Source organism: uncultured Corynebacterium sp. (assembly GCF_902782855.1).
Taxonomy (GTDB): Bacteria; Actinomycetota; Actinomycetes; order Mycobacteriales; family Mycobacteriaceae; genus Corynebacterium.
This window is the reverse complement of sequence record NZ_CACZOO010000250.1, coordinates 1-17831: the sequence shown is the minus strand read 5'-3', so window position 1 is coordinate 17831 and position 17831 is coordinate 1. Positions and strand designations below refer to the sequence as shown.

Below are 17831 nucleotides of genomic sequence, written 5' to 3'. Positions count from 1 at the left end.
GCCCCCGGCGTCCCCGTGGTGCAGGAGGGACCGGATGCGTGCGCTGTCAGCGAACAAGTCCACGGTAGGGTGGGACGGGTGAAATTCCGAAGCTCCCCGTCCGGCACCCCCGTCACCGGTGGACGCCGCCGCATCCGCACGATCAGTGTCGGAGCACTACCGGTCGTCGTGATCGTCGCGCTGCTCGGAATGACGACCGTGCCCGGCACCGGCATCAACCTCACCGTCCCCTTCGCCGCCGAGGGGGAAGGGCCGACGTTCAACACCCTCGGGGAGGTCGACGGCACCCCGGTCGTCGACATTTCCGGGGTGGGTGCCGATGAGCTCGACGAGACCTCCGGGAACCTCAACATGACCACGGTCGCGGTGCGTACGAAGATGACGCTGCCCCAGATGATGGGGCGTTGGCTCGCCAGTGACGACACGGTGGTGCCGCTGGAGACCGTCATACCCGCCAACTCGAACGCCGACGAGGTCGCGGCCCAGAACGCCGCAGCCTTCGCCTCCTCGGAGTCCAATGCCACGGTCGCGGCGATGAACCACCTCGGCCGCCCGTTGGAGACGATGGTCTACGACGTGGGTGACGGTGCCCCGGCCGACGGCACGGTGAAGATCAACGATGTCATCACGTCCGTCGACGGCACCGCCGTCACCCTGCCGGGGGACGTCTCCGACGCCATCGGCGACAAGTCCCCGGGCGACCGGGTCACGCTCGGTATCGACCGCGGCGGAAGAAGTGTCACCGAGCAGGTCACTCTCGGTGAGATGCCCGCCGGGCTCGCCGGCGACCGGGATGCGGAGGACGCCACCGGCGGCAACGGCAGGGCCTTCCTCGGTGTCACGATGGTCGCCCAGCCCGCCGACGGCATCCGGGTCAGGTACAACCTCAAGGACATCGGCGGCCCGTCCGCCGGTCTGATGTTCTCCCTCGCCGTCGTCGACAAGCTCTCCCCCGGGGAGTTGTCCGGTGGGGAGTTCGTCGCCGGCACCGGCACCATCGCCTCCGACGGCACAGTCGGCCCGATCGGCGGAATCACCCACAAGATCGCCGCGGCGCGGCGCGCCGGCGCCACGGTCTTCCTCGTCCCGTCGGGCAACTGCTCCGAGGCGTCCTCGGGAGGGTACGGCGATCTGACGCTGCTGAAGGTGGACACCCTCGACGGTGCGGTCGACGCGCTCACCTCCCACAACAAGGGCGAGGACGTCGAGACCTGCGGGTAGATCGGGTCAGTTCCCGCCGGAGGCGTCCTGTTCGAAGGACGCCCGCAGCGCGGCGATGACGCCGGGGGCGAGGTTCTCCCCGCCGAGCAACTCGACCCGGTCCTGTCCGAAGGGGTCGGCGTCCAACTCCTCCTCGGTGGGGCGCAGCTGCACCAGTGTGCGCTCCGGACCGCCGTCGACGATGCCGGAGAAGAAACGTGCCGGTCGGGGAGCGGGGTCGGCGCCGGGGGCGGCGTTGGAGAACATGATCTCCTGGGCGAGGACCGCGCCGACCACCGACGGGGGCCACTGGGCTGAGGCGATGTAGTCACCGAGTTCCTCGGAACCGGGCAGGATGTGCCCGGGCAGCTCATCCTGGACGACGAGGGTCAGCGGGTGCCGGGTGGCGTCAAGGTCGGCGTCCTGGCCACCGGCGGCGAGGGTGTCCTGGACCAGGTGGGCGGGGACCAGGGCGAACAGTGTCGGCGGCCGGTCCCAGCCCTCCGCCTGGATGAAATCGACGGCCTCGCGGAGTGCCGCAGTGAGCGGCCGGTGGTCACTCCGGTAGTCCAGTCTGTGGTGAGCGTCGTTCATCGTATCTCCCTCTCGTCGTCGGCCGCGTTACAGTCGGTAGGTATTCTAGGCACCACGCCCCGGAGGACCGTCCTCACCCGACCGTCACCGGGCCCCGCCCGACCGCCAGGAGAAGAGCGCACCCTTGTCATTACCGTCAGTCCCGTCCCTGCCCGACCTCCCGAAACCAGGACGTAAGGCTAAGGTCCTCGGCACGATCGCCGTCGTCCTCGCCGTCCTGGTCTTCCTGCTCCCGGTCATCGTGTCCAACTACACCGAACTCCAGTGGTTCCGGTCGGTGGACATGCCGAAGGTGTACTGGGGGGTGATCATCACCCGCATCGTCCTCTTCGTCATCTTCGCGCTGATCGCCGGTGCCATCGTGTGGGGGGCGGCCTTCGCCGCCTACCGTGCCGCGGACCGGTCCCCGGAGTCGCTGGCAGGTCTGGAGGCGTCCTCCCCGCTGGCGGAGCACCGCCCGGCGATCCGCCGTTCACTGCGGCCCTTCCTCGTCATCATCCCGGTCATCGCCGGCATCATCGCCGGTATGGTCGCCCAGGGAAACTGGCGCACGGTGAGGCTGTTCATGTCCGGCGGCGACTTCGGTGTCACCGACCCCCAGTTCCACAAGGACCTCGGGTTCTACGCTTTCACCCTGCCACTGCTGCAGTTCGTGCTCTCGACCCTGTCCGTCCTGGTCATCGTGGCCTTCCTCATCAACCTGGTGGGCCACTACCTGCTCGGCACCATCACCACGGGCAACCCGCGTACCGGTGACAAGGCCGCCGTCGGGGCACCCGCGCTGCGTCAGCTCGCCGTCATCGCCGGACTGTTCATGCTGGTCAAAGCTGCGGACTACTGGTTCGACCGCTACGGTCTGCTCAATAACGAGCATTCCACCTTCACCGGCGGTTCCTACACGGACATCAACGCCGTCCTCCCGGCGAAGATCCTGCTGCTCATCGTCTCGATCTTCGTGGCGGTGATGTTCTTCGGCACCCTCGTGCTGCGCGATCTCCGCCTGCCGGCGCTGGCCGTGGTCCTGATGGTCGTCTCCTCGCTGACCATCGGCGTGGGCTGGCCCGCGGTGATGGAGCAGTTCTCCGTCAACCCGAACCGCGCCGACAAGGAGCGCGAGTACATCGCCCGTAACATCGAGTCCACCCGTCAGGCCTACGGCATCGAGACGCGGACGGACTCTTCCCGGGAGGGTTACGAGAATCCTGACGGCCAGGTCATCTACGACCGCGACTGGGGTGGTGAAACCTCGGGTGACGCCAAGGAGCGCCGGTCCATCGCCGATGATGACGCGACGCTGTCGAACATCCGCCTGCTCGATCCTGAGGTGCTGTCGCCGACCTTCACCCAGCAGCAGCAGCTGCGCAACTTCTACGGTTTCCCCGACGAACTGTCCGTGGACCGCTACAAGGTGGGCGGTGAGATGCGCGACTTCGTTGTCGCGGCGCGTGAGATCGACCCGAATTCGCTGTCCGGCAACCAGACCGACTGGATCAACAAGCACACCGTCTACACCCACGGCAACGGTTTCATCGCCGCCCCGGCGAACAAGGTCGACGAGGTCGCGCAGGACGCCGCGTCCGCCCGCGGTGGCTACCCGGTGTACACCGTGGCCGATCTGCAGCACAAGAGCGACAACCAGGGCGGAGAACTGAAGCTGGACCTGGACCAGCCGCGTATCTACTTCGGCCCGGTGATCTCCGGGTCCGTCAACCCGGACGAGGACTACGCCATCGTCGGCGACGACGGCTCCGGCAATGACCGCGAGTACGACACCGACAACACCAGCTACACCTACGAGGGCACCGGCGGGGTGAACGTCTCCAACATCTTCAACCGCGCGATGTACGCCGCGAAGTACCAGGAGATGAACATCCTGCTCTCCGATGTCATCGGCGCGGACTCCAAGATCATCTACGACCGGGACCCGCGTCAGCGCGTGCACAAGGTCGCCCCCTGGCTGACCACCGACTCGAAGACCTACCCGGTGGTCATCGACGGTCGGATCAAGTGGGTCGTCGACGGGTACACGACCCTGGAGAACCTGCCGTACGCCGAGCGCACGCAGCTGGATTCCGCCACCGAGGACGCGGTGGTCAACGATCCTGCCTCCCAGCAGAACGCGGTGACCAACTCAGTGAGCTACATCCGCAACTCGGTGAAGGCCGTCGTGGACGCCTATGACGGTTCCGTCGACCTCTACGAGTTCGATGAGAAGGATCCGGTGCTCAAGGCATGGGAAGGCGTCTTCCCGGGCACCGTCAAGGACAAGAGTGAGATCAGCGACGATCTCATGCAGCACCTGCGCTACCCGGAGGATCTGTTCAAGGTCCAGCGTGAGCTCATCGCGAAGTACCACGTCGATGACCCGGGTGTGTTCTTCACCAACGACGCTTTCTGGTCCGTGCCCTCCGACCCCACGGGTCCGGAGAACTCCCAGGATCTCGCGCAGCCGCCGTACCAGGTGGTCGCCACCGATCCGCTGTCGAACAAGTCGAGCTTCCAGCTCATCACGCCGTTCCGCGGTCTGCGCCGCGAGTTCCTCGCCGCCCAGATGTCCGTGAGCTCCGATCCCGGGACCTACGGCCGGATCTACGTCCGTCAGCTGCCGACCAACACCCAGACACTGGGCCCGAAGCAGGCGCAGGACACGATGATGTCCTCGGACGAGATCGCACGGGAGCGGACGCTGCTGCAGGGAACGAACACCCTGACCAACGGGAACCTGCTCACTCTTCCGGTCGGGGACGGTCAGATACTCTATGTCGAGCCGGTGTACTCGCAGCGCGCCGACCAGGAGTCCGCTTTCCCGAAGCTGCTGCGTGTCCTGGTCAGCTACAACGGTCAGGTCGGCTACGCGCCGACGATCGCCGGTGCGCTGCAGCAGGTCGGTATCGACGCGGATGCGGTGACCCCGGTCGCCGGCGACGACGGGAGCACTGCCTCCACCGGTTCCACCGGTACGGAGGGGGCCGGGGAGAAGGAGGATTCCGCCGACAGGCAGAGCTCCGGTTCCACGGGTTCGTCCGCTCCCTCGGGGACCGGCGCCGCCCCGACCGCCGACCAGATGAAGCGGATCAATGACGCCATGGCTGCGGTGAAGGAGGCCAGGGAGAACGGCACCTTCGAGGAGTTCGGTAAGGCGCTCGATGCTCTGGACGCCGCCATCGCCGCCGCCGACAAGTAGTCGGGTCGGTGGGGCCGCCGAATGGCCCCGGTGATCCCCTGGCCGCCCCGTTTTCCCGGGTGACCAGGGGATTTCACATTGTTAGGTGTCCGCGCTACACTATGGGAGTCGCTGAGAGAGCGGGTCGCAAAGACTAGGTCCTCATCAGTTACCCGTCGCGGGGTGGAGCAGCTCGGTAGCTCGCTGGGCTCATAACCCAGAGGTCGTAGGTTCGAATCCTGCCCCCGCTACAAAGTAGGAACGTGCAGGTCACCGGCAAAAACCGGTGGCCTGCACTTCTGTATGCGGGTCAATGGCGGGTTAATGGTCACCACCCCTCCCCGCAGCATAGGGTTAGCGGCATATCTGCCGCGCACACATACCGAGGGTCCTCTGCCACGGCATGTCCTGCCGTACGGTGCCGGGTGGTACTGACAGGGCCAGGCCGACCCGGTGCACGACGACGCACAGTGGATCCCATGCGGACACAGCACACACTGACCCTCTCCGACGCCCGACGGATCATTGACGCGGGGATCGCGGCGTCCGACCGGATCGGATCCCCCAGCAACATCGCCGTCGCCGATGCCGGCGGCAACCTCATCGCCCACGTCCGTATGGACGGTGCACAGCTCGGCAGCATCAGCCACTCGATCGACAAAGCGCACACCTCCGTCTTCTTCCGCTCGCCCACCGGCGACCTCTCCGAGGACAGCCGTCCCGGCCACCAGTTCTGGGGCATGGCCCTCAGTGGTGGTGGCCGCGTCCTCGTCTTCGCCGGGGGTGTCCCCCTCATCGTCGACGGCGAGGTCGTCGGCGCGGTCGGTGTCAGTGGAGGATCCCGCGAACAGGACACCGGCATCGCCGAGGACGCCGCCGCCGCGCTCTGACCCACCGTCCCGGCCACCGGGCACGTCATTCCACCACAGAAAGGTCATCACCATGACTGACAACCCGTCCACCACCTACCTGATCACCGGGGCCGGCAGCGGTTTCGGAAAGGAGATCGCGCTGCGTCTGGCCGGGCAGGGGCACGACGTCATCGCCGGCGTCGAGATCATCGCCCAGGTCAACACGTTGCGCGCCGACGCCCGTGACCGCGGTGTCGACCTGCGTGTCGAGAAGCTCGACGTCACCGACGAGGGCGACCGCGGCAAGGCGCTCGGCTGGGACGTCGACGTCCTGCTCAACAACGCCGGCATCTCTGAGGGCGGCTCGACCGTCGACCTGCCCGCCGAGGTCATCCGTCGTCAGTTCGAGGTCAACGTCTTCGGCCCGGTCCTGCTGACCCAGGGCATCGCCAAGCAGATGGTGAGCAGGGGCACCGGCCGGATCGTCTTCATGTCCTCCGTCGCCGGCCTCACCGTCGACCCGTTCACCGGTGCCTACGCCGGCTCGAAGCACGCCGTCGAGGCCTTCGCCGACGCCCTCGACCAGGAACTCGCCGAGTTCGGCGTGCAGGTCGCGACGATAAACCCCGGCCCGTTCCTCACCGGATTCAACGACACGATGTTCGAGGAGTGGAAGTCCTGGAACGACGATCCGGCCACCCGCCTGTACAACTACAGTGAACTCGCCTTCCCCCACGAGCAGTTCGACCCGGAGGAGGTCATCGCCACCAGTATCGACGTCCTCACCGGCGAGGACACCATGTACCGTCACGTCCTCCCGGCACACACCGTCGAGGACATCAAGGCCCAGATGAACGGAGAATGGGACCGTACCGTCAATGACGGTACCCGCCCCGTACCGGTGCAGACCGCATACGACATCACTCCCTACACTCCGGTGCAGGACTAGTGGTTCAGGAGCAGTGAGGAGACAACCATGAGCAAGGCACTGATCATCTCGACGAACTACGGCACGGAGACCGACGAGATCCTCCGCCCCCTTGAATCGCTCCGCGACGCAGGGGTGGAGGTCACCGTCGCCGCCGCCGGAACCGGGGGCATCCGTACCCTGACCGGCGACCGGTTGCCCGGCGTGGTCGTCGACAGCGACATCACCCTGGCTGAGGCTGTGGCAGGCGACTATGACGCCCTGGTCATCCCCGGAGGCACTCTCAACGCCGACGCCCTGCGGATCGACGGTGACGCCCGCCGTCTCGTCGCGGACTTCGCCGCCGCCGGTAAGCCCGTCGCGGCGATCTGCCACGGTCCGTGGCTGCTGGTGGACGCTGACCTGGTGGTCGGCAAGTCGCTGACGTCCTATGTCAGTGTGGCCACCGACATCGTCAACGCCGGCGGGGACTGGGAGGACCGCGAGGTCGTCGTCGACGTGGCGAACGGCTTCCCGCTGATCACCTCGCGCACTCCGGATGATCTTCCGGCGTTCAACCGCGAGTTGCTCGGCGTCCTGCGAATCACGGGACCGGAAATCACGGGACCGGGAATCACCGGCTGATGACCGTCCCCGACCTCAGGAATTACCGGAAGGACGCGATCTCCGGGCTGCTGCGAGACCGTCGTGGTCGGGTCACGCCTGATCCGGCGTCCCCGGTGTTCGATCCTGTGGGGGACCGTCGGGTGACCGGGATGCGACGTGAGGAGGTCGCCTGGGCTGCCGGGATCAGCCTCGACTACTACGTGAAGCTGGAGCAGGGCAGGATGCTCAACCCGTCCCCGTCGGTGCTCGCCGGTATCATGGGCGCCCTGCGGCTCGGTGACCTGGACAGGCGGTATCTCCGTCTGCTGTTCGGGGAGAGGGCGTTGCCGGTGGCTGTTCCGTCGTCGGAGGACAACCGTCGCGCCCGCGCCGTTCTCGGCGAGATCGCCGACCACTTCCCGGAGGCGACGATGCGTCACATTCTCGACCGGGACCTGGACCTGACCCTCCCGGACGGGGAGAGCCGGAGGATTCTCTTCCCCGACGTGGATGATCCGCCATGGCAGGTGTCGCTGGTGGAGTATCTCTTCGCGCCGGAGTACCGGAGTGTGAGCCGACGTGTGTACGTCGACTGGCGGGAGAAGGCTGCGGAGGTCATCGGGCTGGTGCACATGAAACTGGCCACCGGAGCGGCGTCCCCGGAACTGTCGGCGACGGTGCAGGGGATGCTCCGGGTGCCTTCGTTCCGGACGCTCTGGGGACGCTACGTGCCCCACGCGAACCGGGTCGGTACCTGGCGGGTGGACCTCGGTGCTACGGACGGCGCCGCTGCGTCCACCGTTCGTGCCTGCAGTTTCTTCACCGTGACGGTGCCGGACGACCCGGACCTGTCTCTCGTCATCTACGAGTGACGTCGGTAGGGTAGCCTCGGGAGTTCCACCGACACCGTACCGGAAAGCCGACATGCACACTCCCACCACGCCTCCCCCGACTGATGCCGGGCCGACTGGGCGGCGAAATCCTCGGCGTGGGTGCGCAACGAGCGGATCTACGACCGGGTTTTCGCCCCTTTCACGCGGGCGCTGGTGACCGCAGCCGACATGGGTCCCGGACACCGGGTTCTCGACATCGGTTGTGGTGCAGGAACCATGCTGGAGACCGCGGCGGCACTGGGGGTGCCGGTCGACCGGCTCGCCGGCGTGGATCTTGACCCGGTGATGGCGGCTGCTGCCCGCGACCGGGTGCCCGGCGTGACTGTGACCGAGGTGGACGCCCAGGTCGGCCCGTTGCCGGGTGCCCCGGCGGACAGGGTTGTCTCCCGGTTCGGGGTGATGTTCTTCGCTGACCCGGTCGCCGCATTCACGACCCTCCGGCACCACACGGCGCCGGGCGGGACGCTGTCGTTCGTCTGCTGGCCGTGCGGGGAGGATGACATGTTCCATCTGGGGATGCGCCGGGCCGCGATACGGGCGGAGCGGGTCAGCGGGACGCGGCCGAGCGGTCCGGTGCCCGACCGGCCTGGAGCCCGGGGGTTGGCGGACGTGGACAGGATCACCGGTGTCCTCACCGACGCCGGGTGGACCGGTGTTCATGTCGTCGAGCTGGTGGAGCCCGTCACCTACGGCAGTGCGGGCACCGACGGTGCCGCCGAGCGCCTGTCGGTCGCCTGTGCGGGGAACGTGGGTCTGCAGATCCGCCGCGTCCTTGAGCCGGTGGGGCAGTGGGAGTCGGCGTTGTCGGACGCCCGTGCTGAGCTGGAGCCGCTGCTGGATTCGGACGGTCGGCTCACCGTGGATGCCCGGGTGCTGCTCGTCACCGCGCGGGAGTCCTGACCATCGGTCACGTTGGCGGCACCTCGCAGGTCATCCCGGCCGTTCCGGCCGATGCCCGGGTCGTCGGGGAGCCGGGCGTCAGACGGTCACTGCGGCGTCCCTCTTCCCGGTGACCTGCTTGACGATGACCACGGCCACCGCGGCGATGAGTGTGCCGACGACCACGGCGAGGACGAAGCCCCAGGCGTTGTCCATCAGCGGGGCGACCCAGAAGCCGCCGTGCGGGGCGCGGCTCATCGCGCCGAGCTGCATGGAGATCGCACCGGTCACGGCGCCACCGACCATCATCGGGGGGATGATGCGCAGTGGGTCGGCGGCGGCGAACGGGATCGCTCCTTCGGAGATGAAGGATGCGCCGAGCAGCCAGGACGCCTTGCCGTTCTCCCGCTCGTCCGTGGTCCACAGTTCCGGGCGCACCGTCGTCGCCAGTGCCAGGGCGAGCGGCGGCACCATGCCGGCGGCGATGACCGCGGCCATGATCTTGAGCGCGGCGTCGTCACCGGTGGACAGTCCGGCCGTGGCGAAGAGGTAGGCGGCCTTGTTCACCGGCCCGCCGAGGTCGAAGCACATCATCAGACCGAGGATGAGGCCCAGCAGCCAGGCGGAGCCGTCGGACATGTCGGTCAGCCAGTGCTGCAGGCCGTCCATCACCGCGGCCAACGGTCGGCCGAGGACGAGGAACATGGAGGCGGAGGTGATGAGCGTGGCCGCCAGCGGGATGACCACCACCGGCATCATGGACGCCAGCCAGCGAGGCACCTTGTAGGACTGGATCCACATTGCCGCGAGCCCGGCGATGATACCGGTGACCAGACCACCGATGAAGCCTGCGCCGACGGTGAGGGAGATCGCGCCGCCGACGAAGCCGGGGACGATGCCGGGGCGCCCGGCCAGCGCGTAGGCGGTGTAGCCGGACAGGGCGGGCACCAGGAAGCCCATCGCGGCCGTTCCACCGCCGAAGAAGACGGCTCCGAGGTAGAGCAGCAGGCCGGAGCGGTCGGAGGTGAACGTCTCCTCGCCGCCGTCCATCATGTACTCGAGGTGGTCGGGCAGGTTCCACAGCGAGAAGTCCTTGACGGCCGCCTCCCAGACATTGGAGACGTTGTACCCGCCGATGAGGAAGCCGAGGGCCATGAGCAGACCACCGGCGGCGACGAAAGGCACCATGTAGGAGACCCCGGTCATCACGGCCTGCTGGATCCGTGACCCCCAGCCGGGGGCTCCTTCATCGTCGTCGTCTCCACCGGACCCGCCACCTCCGGATGCCGCGACGCGCCGCGGGGTGTCCGCGGTCGACGCCTCGATGGCGCGGTCGAGCAGCTCCTCGGGATCGGAGATGGCCTTCTTCACCGGGACGTCCACGACGGGCTTGCCGGCGAAGCGTCCGATGTCACGGACGGCGACACCGTGCGCGAAGATGACGGCGTCCGCTTCCTCGATCTGCCGCTTCGTGAGTTTGTCGGTGCCGGAGGACCCCTGGGTCTCGATGACGATCTCGACGTCGTCGCGTTTGTCGGCGGCTCCGGTCAGCGCATCGGCGGCCATGTAGGTGTGGGCGATGCCGGTGGGGCAGGAGGTCACGCCGACGAGCTTCGTGACTCCTGTCGCCGGAGCTGCCACCCTCTTCTTCCTCGCGTTGAGCTTCCCGGTCACCAGTGCGACAAGGTCCTCTTCCGAGGACGCGGCGCGAAGGGCCTCGACATAGTCCTTCTTCACCAGGGACCGGGCCAAAGTGGAGAGGATCTTCAGGTGCTCTTTACCGGCACCGGCCGGTGCCAGGATCATGAACACGAGGTCAGCGGGTCCGTCGTCGGCCCCGAAATCGGTGGGCCGTGACAACCGTGCCACACCGAGCGACGGGGCGTCCACTGCAGTGGTGCGGCAGTGCGGGATGGCGATGCCGCCGGGCAGGCCGGTGGCGGCCTGCGCCTCACGGGCGTGGATGTCGTCGAGCAGGACCGTCGCGTCGCTGACCCTTCCTGCGGCGACCTGGAGGTCGGCGAGGGCGGTGAGGACGGCGTCCTTGTCGGCGGGCAGGCCGGCGTCCAGGCTGACGAGCTCGGGTATGAGCACCGGGCGGTCGGCGGTGCCTTCTGGGGTGGTCATGAGGTGCTCCTGGTGGGTAGGGGGGTGGGTAGGTGGTGGGGGAGATCTCCGGGGATCGGGAGGGTGGTGCCGGGAAGCGCCACAGCGGCGGTGCCGTGGGCGACGGCGAGGGCGAGGCGGCCGGCCGGGTCGAGCCCCCGTACCGCACCGAGCAGGTACCCGGCGAGGGTGGAGTCCCCGGCGCCGACTGTGGAGACGGCCTCCACCGCCGGGCAGGGGCAGAACCATGACCCCCCGCCGTCGGCGAGCAGTGCTCCGGCCGCCCCCAGGCTCACCAGCACTGCGGGGAAACCGCGGTCCACCAGGGCAGCGGCCCCGTCGGCCACCGCTGTGAGATCACCGCGTCCTGCGGCGTCCTCCATCCCGGCGGCGTCGTCGGGTGAGAGACCGAGCATCTCGGCGAGCTCGAAGGTGTTCGGCTTGATGAGGTCCGGGGTCGCCGCCGGGGTGGACGCCGTGGCGAGGAACAGGGCGGTCAGTGGGGTGCCGGAGGTGTCCACCGCGACCTCCAGGCCGTGGGCGTGGGCGTCGGCGACCACTGTGGCGTACCAGTTGTCGGGGTATCCCGGTGGAAGGGACCCCGCGAGGACCAGCCACCCGGCCCGGTCGTACAGTCGACCGAGGACAGTGCGCAGTGCCCCGGGGTTACCGGGGTTACCGGGCTCGTTGATCTTCGTCGTCACCCCGTCGGCGTCGACGAGGGTGAGGTTCGTCCGCGCCGGGGCGGACCCCGGGACGAACCTGGTGGGGACCTGGCTGGTGGCGACCAGTTCGGCGAAGTGGCCGGTGTCGGGGGCGGGGACGACGGAGATGACGGTCTCCCCGGCGGAGTGGAGCACGGTGGCGACATTGACGCCTTTGCCGCCGGCCTGGTCGGTCCCGGAGACGGTCCGGTTCACCGCTCCCACCCCGAGGGGGTCGGCGAGGATCCGGGTGCGGTCGATGCTGGGGTTCGGGGTGACGGTGATGATCACGCGTGGATCACGTCCAATCCGTGGGTGGCGAGCTCCCGGACGACCGGATGGTCGTCGGGGGCGTCGGTGATGAGGATGTCGATGTCTGCGGGGCGGGCGAAGGAGTACAGCAGTTCCTCGCCGAGTTTCGTGGCGTCCACCAGGGCGACGCGCCGGCGGGCGGAACGGACCATCGCGGATTTGGTCTGCCCTTCAGAAGGGTCGGGGGTGGACAGTCCGAATCCGGCGGTGACGCCGTTGGCGCCGAGGAAGGCGACATCGGCGCGCAACCGGTCGAAATCGGCGACGGCGTCCGCCCCGACGACCGCCTGGGTGACGCCGCGGACGCGTCCGCCGACCATCCGCAGCAGGCGGTGGTCCGCTGCTGAGAGCCGGTGGGCGAGCAGCAGGGAGTTCGTCACCACGGCCAGGTCGGGGTGGGTGAGGACGGGGTCGGCCAGCAGCACCGTGGTGGTGCCGGAGTCGACGATGACGGAACCGGTGTCCGGCAGGAGTTCCGCCGCGGCGGCGGCGATACGGGATTTCGCCTCGCCGGCGGTGTGCTGCCGCTCATCGACGGCGGTCTCGGTGTCACTGCTGCCGCCGCCCGCTCCGGAGTGCCGCCGACCCTGCAGCCAGGGGACCGCGCCGCCGTGGACCCGGGCGACTCGTCGGGACCTCTCCAGGGCATCGAGGTCGCGTCGGACGGTCTCGGCGGAGACCCCGTGCCTTTCGGCGAGTTCGGTGACGGTCATGGCACCGTGCGCGTTGACTTCCTCGGCGATGATGTCCTGTCGGAGTGTCGCGTACATCAGGTGCCACGTCCGTTCCGGTCGGGGATGGTGGGTGCTTCCATGCTGGAAAACTCTCAGGGGTGATTATCTGTGGGAATGTGTGGGTAGTCAAGGGTCTCCGGGGCTGAATTGCGGGCTAATGGTCATGAACGGTCAGAAACAGTCACATTCGGCCAATTCTTTCCCCATTCGGGGGTGGAGCAGGGGTCCGGGTCACCGGGTCAGGGGGTGGGGGTGGTCCGGAACGGTAGGTTGGTGGCATGCCGCGTCTCTCTCGTCACTCCCGTCACCCCGGTTCCGTCCGTCACCCCAGCACGGCTGTCTCTCCGCATCTGCGGCGGCACCGCCGGGCAACCGCCCTCGGCGCGTCCGCACTACTGGCGGTGGGCGCCCTCGTCACCGCCCCGGCGACCGCCGGAGCCCGTACCGTGGACCCGGTGGACGTCCTCCTCACCGTCACCGGTGAACCTGGTCCGCACCGTGTGGCCGGCGCCTACTTCACCTCGCCCGGCGTCCCCGCCGAGGCGGAGGCCGCGCGCCCGACGGTCCTCGTCGGCCCCTCGACCCCGCTGGTCGTCGGTGAGTCCCTGTGCACCGCCACCGTCGCCGGATACGACGCTGCGGCCAACGCCGTCGCCATCACCGCGGGTCACTGCGGTGTGCCCGGTGACGAGGTGCGTTCCGGTGACGACCCGGACGGCACCGTCATCGGCACCTTCGTGCGGGGCGGTGCGCAGGACAACGGCATCATCCTGCTCAACGACAGCGCACAGGTCACCGACACCTACAACGCCGTCACCGTCAGTTCCCTCGGCGGAGCGGCACCGTCCACCGTGTGCAAGACCGGTATCACCACCGGCACCAGCTGCGGTCCCTCGGTCGTGCAGCTCGGTGATGACCTGGCCACCCACCTGTGCGCGGCCCACGGCGACTCCGGCGCACCGGTCTACGCCGGGGACCGGTTGATCGGTGTCCTCAGCGGCGGTCTGTCCGCCATGCCGGCCTGCGTCACCCCGCTGCAGGGACCGGTCCATTCCCCCGTGTTCGTCTCCACCTGGGACTCGGTCTCCGCGGAGATGGATGCCGCCGGTGGCGTGGGAGCCGGGTTCCGGCTGCCCTGACCGGTCACTGTCCGAGCCGGCCGCGCCCGAGCTGCAGCAGGGCGTTCGCGATGGCCACCCCTTCCTGGCCGAGGGCGTCCCGGTACTCGTTGAGGATCGCGGTCTCGCGCGCGTAGACCAGCTTCGTGCCGCCGGACGCCTTGCGGGTCTTCCCGATGATCCGGGAGACCTCGGAGCGGCGGGAGGCGGCCCCGATGATCGTCCGGTCCAGCTCGTTGATCTCCAGTCGGTAGGCCTGGATCTCGGCGTCCGACAGCGGATCATCGGTTCCGCTGCTCAGTGGGGAAGTCACGGCCTCGTTCTCCGGCCCCTTCGAAGGTTCGCTCATGGTGGCTGATTCTACGTCGGGCCGGGTTGTAGGGTGGACGGGACCCGACCGCAGGGCCGTGAACCACAGCCGACGAGGAGCGACGCACAGTGAACCAGGGAATGTCCGACCACCCCTTCGACGGGCAGATCCCGTTCCCTGAGGAGCCCTTCACGGGCACGGTGCCGGAGGACACCGGGTGGGATGCGCCGCCGGAGGAGGACCTGCCCCCGGAGGATGCGGGTGACCTGCTCGCCGGGTTCGCCGCGGATTTCGCGGACTCGGTCATCCACCTCGCTCCACTGCCCGAACTCCCGTCGGAGCCGGAGTATCCGGACCCTCCGGCGGCTCCGGGGACGAGGGGGACGACGGGGACGCCGGGGAGGCCCGGACAGCCCCGGCGGGCGGCTGCCCCGGCGCCCTTGAGCGCCGGCGGCCCCCACGGCCCGGCAGCCCGCGAGGACGAGCTGCTCGCCGGGCTGAATCCGGCCCAGCGTGCCGCGGTGATCCACCACGGCTCACCGTTGCTCATCGTCGCCGGCGCGGGGTCCGGCAAGACCAGTGTGCTCACCCGCCGGGTGGCCTGGCTGCTCGCCCACGGTGTCGCGCCCTGGCAGATCCTCGCCATCACCTTCACCAACAAGGCCGCCGCCGAGATGCGCGAGCGCGTCACCGACCTCGTCGGCCCGGTCGCCGAGCGGATGTGGCTGTCCACCTTCCACTCCCTGTGTGTCCGGATCCTGCGGGCGAACGCCCGGCTCATCGAGGGCCTGAACACCAACTTCACGATCTACGACTCGGACGATCAGAAGCGCCTGATCACCATGATCCTCAAGGACCACGACTGCGACCTGAAGGAGTTCGCCCCGCGCGCGGTGCTCAGCGTCATCTCCAACTGGAAGAACGAGCTGCAGGGCCCGGCCGAGGCACTGAAGGAGACCCAGGAGGACAGCAACCGGCACCGTGAGCAGATCGCCCTGGTCTACCGCGACTACCAGGTACGGCTGCGTGAATCGAACGCCGTGGACTTCGACGACCTCATCGGCGAGGTCGTCGGGATGCTGCAGGCCAACCCTGCGGTGGCAGACCACTACCGGCGCCGGTTCCGCCACGTCCTCGTCGACGAGTACCAGGACACGAACCACGCCCAGTACGTCCTTGTCTCGACCCTGGTGGGGGAGGGGCCCGGTGCCGGTGAGCTGTGCGTGGTCGGTGACGCGGACCAGTCGATCTACGCCTTCCGTGGCGCGACGATCCGGAACATCGAGGAGTTCGAGCGCGACTACCCGCACGCTGAGACGATCCTGCTGGAGCAGAACTACCGCTCCACCCAGAACATCCTGTCGGCGGCGAACGCCGTGATCGCCCGCAACCAGGGGCGCCGGGAGAAGAAGCTGTGGACGGACTCCGGTGACGGCCCCCTGATCGGCGGCTATGTCGCCGACAACGAGCACGACGAGGCCCGGTTCATCGCCCAGACCATCGACCAGCTCGTCGACGACGGGGACGCCACCTACGGCGACATCGCCGTGATGTACCGCACGAACAACTCCTCCCGGGTCATCGAGGACGTGCTCGTGCGTTCCGGGCTGCCCTACAAGGTCGTCGGCGGCACCCGGTTCTACGAGCGCCGGGAGATCCGCGACGTGGTGGCCTACCTCAAGGCTCTCGACAATCCCGAAGACACGATGGGGCTGCGGCGGATCATCAACACGCCGCGCCGCGGCATCGGCGACCGGGCGATTTCCCAGGTCAGCGTGCACGCGGAGAATATGGACCTCAGCTTCGCCGGTGGGCTGCGAGCCGCGGCCGCCGGTGAGGTGCCGGGGCTGAGTTCGCGGGGACGCAATGCCATCGCCGGGTTCCTCGAGCTGATGGACGGGCTGCGCGAGGCACTGCCCGGGCATGTCGTCACGGCTTCCGACGGTACCTCGCTGGAGATCCCGGATCTCGGCGCGGTGATCCGCGACGTCCTCGACCGCACCGGCTACACCGCCGAACTGGAGAAGTCGAACGACCCGCAGGACGGCTCCCGGCTCGACAACCTCCACGAACTGGTCTCCGTCGGCCACGAGTTCTCCCAGGAGGCCGCGAATCTGGCGGCCTACGAGGCGATGCCGGACACCGCGGGCGGGACCACCGCGCAGCAGGGGTCCGCCGCGGGGGAGGACGCCGCTGCGGCCGCTGTGCTCGCCGAGGGTGAGGCGGCACCCGGCAGCCTCCAGGCGTTCCTGGAGCGCGTGAGTCTCGTGGCGGACGCCGACCAGATTCCCGGTGAAGAGCAGGAGCTCATCACGCTGATGACGCTGCACACCGCCAAGGGGCTGGAGTTCCCGGTCGTCTTCCTCACCGGCTGGGAGGACGGCCAGTTCCCGCACCAGCGCGCCCTGGGGGACCCGACTGAGCTGTCCGAGGAACGGCGACTGGCATATGTCGGCATCACCCGTGCCCGCCGGCGGCTCTACATCTCCCGTGCGATGACCCGGTCGTCGTGGGGCACCCCGTCGAACAACCCGCCGTCCCGGTTCCTCGACGAGATCCCCGGTGAACTCATCGACTGGATCCGTGAGGAGCCGACCCCGTCCTGGGGCGGAAACTGGGGCTCCTCAGGTCGTTATGCTGATGGAACCAGTTTCGGGGGTGGACACGGTGGCGGGCAGGGCGGCAACGGCAGCGGGTACGGCCCGCGGCAGACCTACCCGTCGTCCCCCACGCGTCGGAAGACGACGTCCCCGCTGTCCGGCGGGAAGCCCCTGGAACTCGCCGTGGGTGACCGGGTGAACCACGACAAATACGGCCTGGGCACCGTGAAGACCGTCGACGGGTCCGGTGTGCGTGCCACCGCGACGATCGATTTCGGGGCGAGTGGAACGGTCAGGCTCATGCTCATCGGCGGCGTCCCGATGGAGAAACTGTAGGTGACCGGCACTGCCGGATCCGGCGGAGATAACAGGCCGGAAATACTGGTAACCAGTTATTTACCGAATCCGGACACCCGCATGTGACCTCTGCTGCTAAATTCCGGGGAATCAACTGAACCCCACCTGTGGTGCGTTGACGGGTGACCACCGTCGTCCGGCTCCGGCCGGCCACCGCAGCCTCTCCGGAAGACTGCCCCCCATGCTCAGCTACATCCTGAAGAGCGTGGCGACCTGGCTGGGCGTGATAGTCATCGCGACGAATCTCGCCTGGTTCCTGGCCGCGACGTTCCTCGATCCCCGATCGAACTACATCGGGCGGCGACCACCGATGTCGGCGGAACAGATCGACGACATCCTCACACCGCTGAACCTCAGCCCGAACCAGCCGCTGCTGGAGCGGTGGTGGTCCTGGATCACGGGGGTGGTCCTGCACTGGGACTGGGGGACCTCCCCGATCGGTGATTCGGTCAACGAGCAGGTCGGCTTCCGCATGTGGACCTCTGCCCGGCTGATGC

Annotated in this window: 14 protein-coding genes, 1 tRNA gene and 1 pseudogene; 11 read left to right on the top strand and 5 right to left on the bottom strand. The window is 68.3% G+C overall.

The features are described 5' to 3' along the window. The first annotated feature begins 78 nt into the window (after window positions 1–78). Window positions 79–1221: a PDZ domain-containing protein gene (locus QZV72_RS10250; protein ID WP_297008160.1), complete on the top strand. Its 1143-nt coding sequence runs from the start codon at window positions 79–81 to the stop codon at window positions 1219–1221. Between the two features lie 6 nt (window positions 1222–1227). On the opposite strand, the gene QZV72_RS10245 is transcribed toward QZV72_RS10250, so the two are convergent. Then, window positions 1228–1794, bottom strand: a complete 567-nt coding sequence (locus QZV72_RS10245) for a PPA1309 family protein (protein ID WP_297008157.1) — start codon at window positions 1792–1794, stop codon at window positions 1228–1230. Between the two features lie 148 nt (window positions 1795–1942). Here QZV72_RS10245 and QZV72_RS10240 point away from each other — a divergent pair, with 148 nt between their 5' ends. From QZV72_RS10240 to QZV72_RS10210, 7 genes are all read left to right on the top strand, one after another. Further along, entirely contained in the window at window positions 1943–4978 is a 3036-nt protein-coding gene (locus QZV72_RS10240) for a UPF0182 family protein (protein WP_297008185.1), read from the top strand. 156 nt (window positions 4979–5134) lie between these two features. Further along, window positions 5135–5208, top strand: a tRNA-Met gene (locus QZV72_RS10235). Between the two features lie 228 nt (window positions 5209–5436). After that, a complete protein-coding gene (locus tag QZV72_RS10230) occupies window positions 5437–5847 on the top strand; it encodes a heme-binding protein (RefSeq protein ID WP_297008155.1) in 411 nt (136 codons plus the stop codon). A gap of 52 nt (window positions 5848–5899) precedes the next feature. Further along, window positions 5900–6757: an SDR family oxidoreductase gene (locus QZV72_RS10225; RefSeq protein ID WP_297008153.1), complete on the top strand. Its 858-nt coding sequence runs from the start codon at window positions 5900–5902 to the stop codon at window positions 6755–6757. A gap of 27 nt (window positions 6758–6784) precedes the next feature. Continuing rightward, window positions 6785–7360: a type 1 glutamine amidotransferase domain-containing protein gene (locus tag QZV72_RS10220; protein ID WP_297008152.1), complete on the top strand. Its 576-nt coding sequence runs from the start codon at window positions 6785–6787 to the stop codon at window positions 7358–7360. Beyond that, the gene (locus QZV72_RS10215) at window positions 7360–8193 is read left to right on the top strand and encodes a helix-turn-helix domain-containing protein (protein WP_297008151.1); all 834 of its coding nucleotides are present in this window, start codon (window positions 7360–7362) and stop codon (window positions 8191–8193) included. Before QZV72_RS10220 ends, QZV72_RS10215 begins: the two co-directional genes overlap by 1 nt. A gap of 120 nt (window positions 8194–8313) precedes the next feature. Further along, window positions 8314–9114, top strand: a complete 801-nt coding sequence (locus tag QZV72_RS10210; RefSeq protein ID WP_297008148.1) for a class I SAM-dependent methyltransferase — start codon at window positions 8314–8316, stop codon at window positions 9112–9114. Window positions 9115–9192: 78 nt separating this feature from the next. Here QZV72_RS10210 and QZV72_RS10205 read toward each other — a convergent pair whose 3' ends face one another. Genes QZV72_RS10205 through QZV72_RS10195 form a run of 3 tightly spaced genes read right to left on the bottom strand, consistent with a single transcriptional unit; the run spans window position 9193 to window position 12985 of the window. Then, complete coding sequence (locus QZV72_RS10205) at window positions 9193–11220, bottom strand: fructose-specific PTS transporter subunit EIIC (RefSeq protein WP_297008146.1); 2028 nt, start codon at window positions 11218–11220, stop codon at window positions 9193–9195. Beyond that, window positions 11217–12194 (bottom strand): 1-phosphofructokinase family hexose kinase, encoded by a 978-nt coding sequence (locus QZV72_RS10200; RefSeq protein ID WP_297008143.1) that lies wholly within the window; start codon window positions 12192–12194, stop codon window positions 11217–11219. Before QZV72_RS10200 ends, QZV72_RS10205 begins: the two co-directional genes overlap by 4 nt. Beyond that, a complete protein-coding gene (locus QZV72_RS10195) occupies window positions 12191–12985 on the bottom strand; it encodes a DeoR/GlpR family DNA-binding transcription regulator (RefSeq protein WP_297008141.1) in 795 nt (264 codons plus the stop codon). The genes QZV72_RS10200 and QZV72_RS10195 overlap by 4 nt, the downstream gene beginning before the upstream one ends. A 242-nt stretch (window positions 12986–13227) precedes the next feature. On the opposite strand from QZV72_RS10195, the gene QZV72_RS10190 reads away from it, so the two are divergent. Further along, complete coding sequence (locus QZV72_RS10190) at window positions 13228–14088, top strand: hypothetical protein (RefSeq protein ID WP_297008138.1); 861 nt, start codon at window positions 13228–13230, stop codon at window positions 14086–14088. Between the two features lie 4 nt (window positions 14089–14092). Here QZV72_RS10190 and QZV72_RS10185 read toward each other — a convergent pair whose 3' ends face one another. Then, window positions 14093–14416 (bottom strand): chorismate mutase, encoded by a 324-nt coding sequence (locus tag QZV72_RS10185; protein WP_297008137.1) that lies wholly within the window; start codon window positions 14414–14416, stop codon window positions 14093–14095. Window positions 14417–14505: 89 nt separating this feature from the next. Between QZV72_RS10185 and QZV72_RS10180 the strand changes: the two genes are divergently transcribed. Further along, window positions 14506–17313, top strand: coding sequence for a UvrD-helicase domain-containing protein (locus QZV72_RS10180; protein WP_297008134.1), 2808 nt, complete (start codon window positions 14506–14508; stop codon window positions 17311–17313). Between the two features lie 202 nt (window positions 17314–17515). Then, a pseudogene (locus QZV72_RS10175) lies at window positions 17516–17831 on the top strand (ABC transporter permease); the annotation flags it as partial.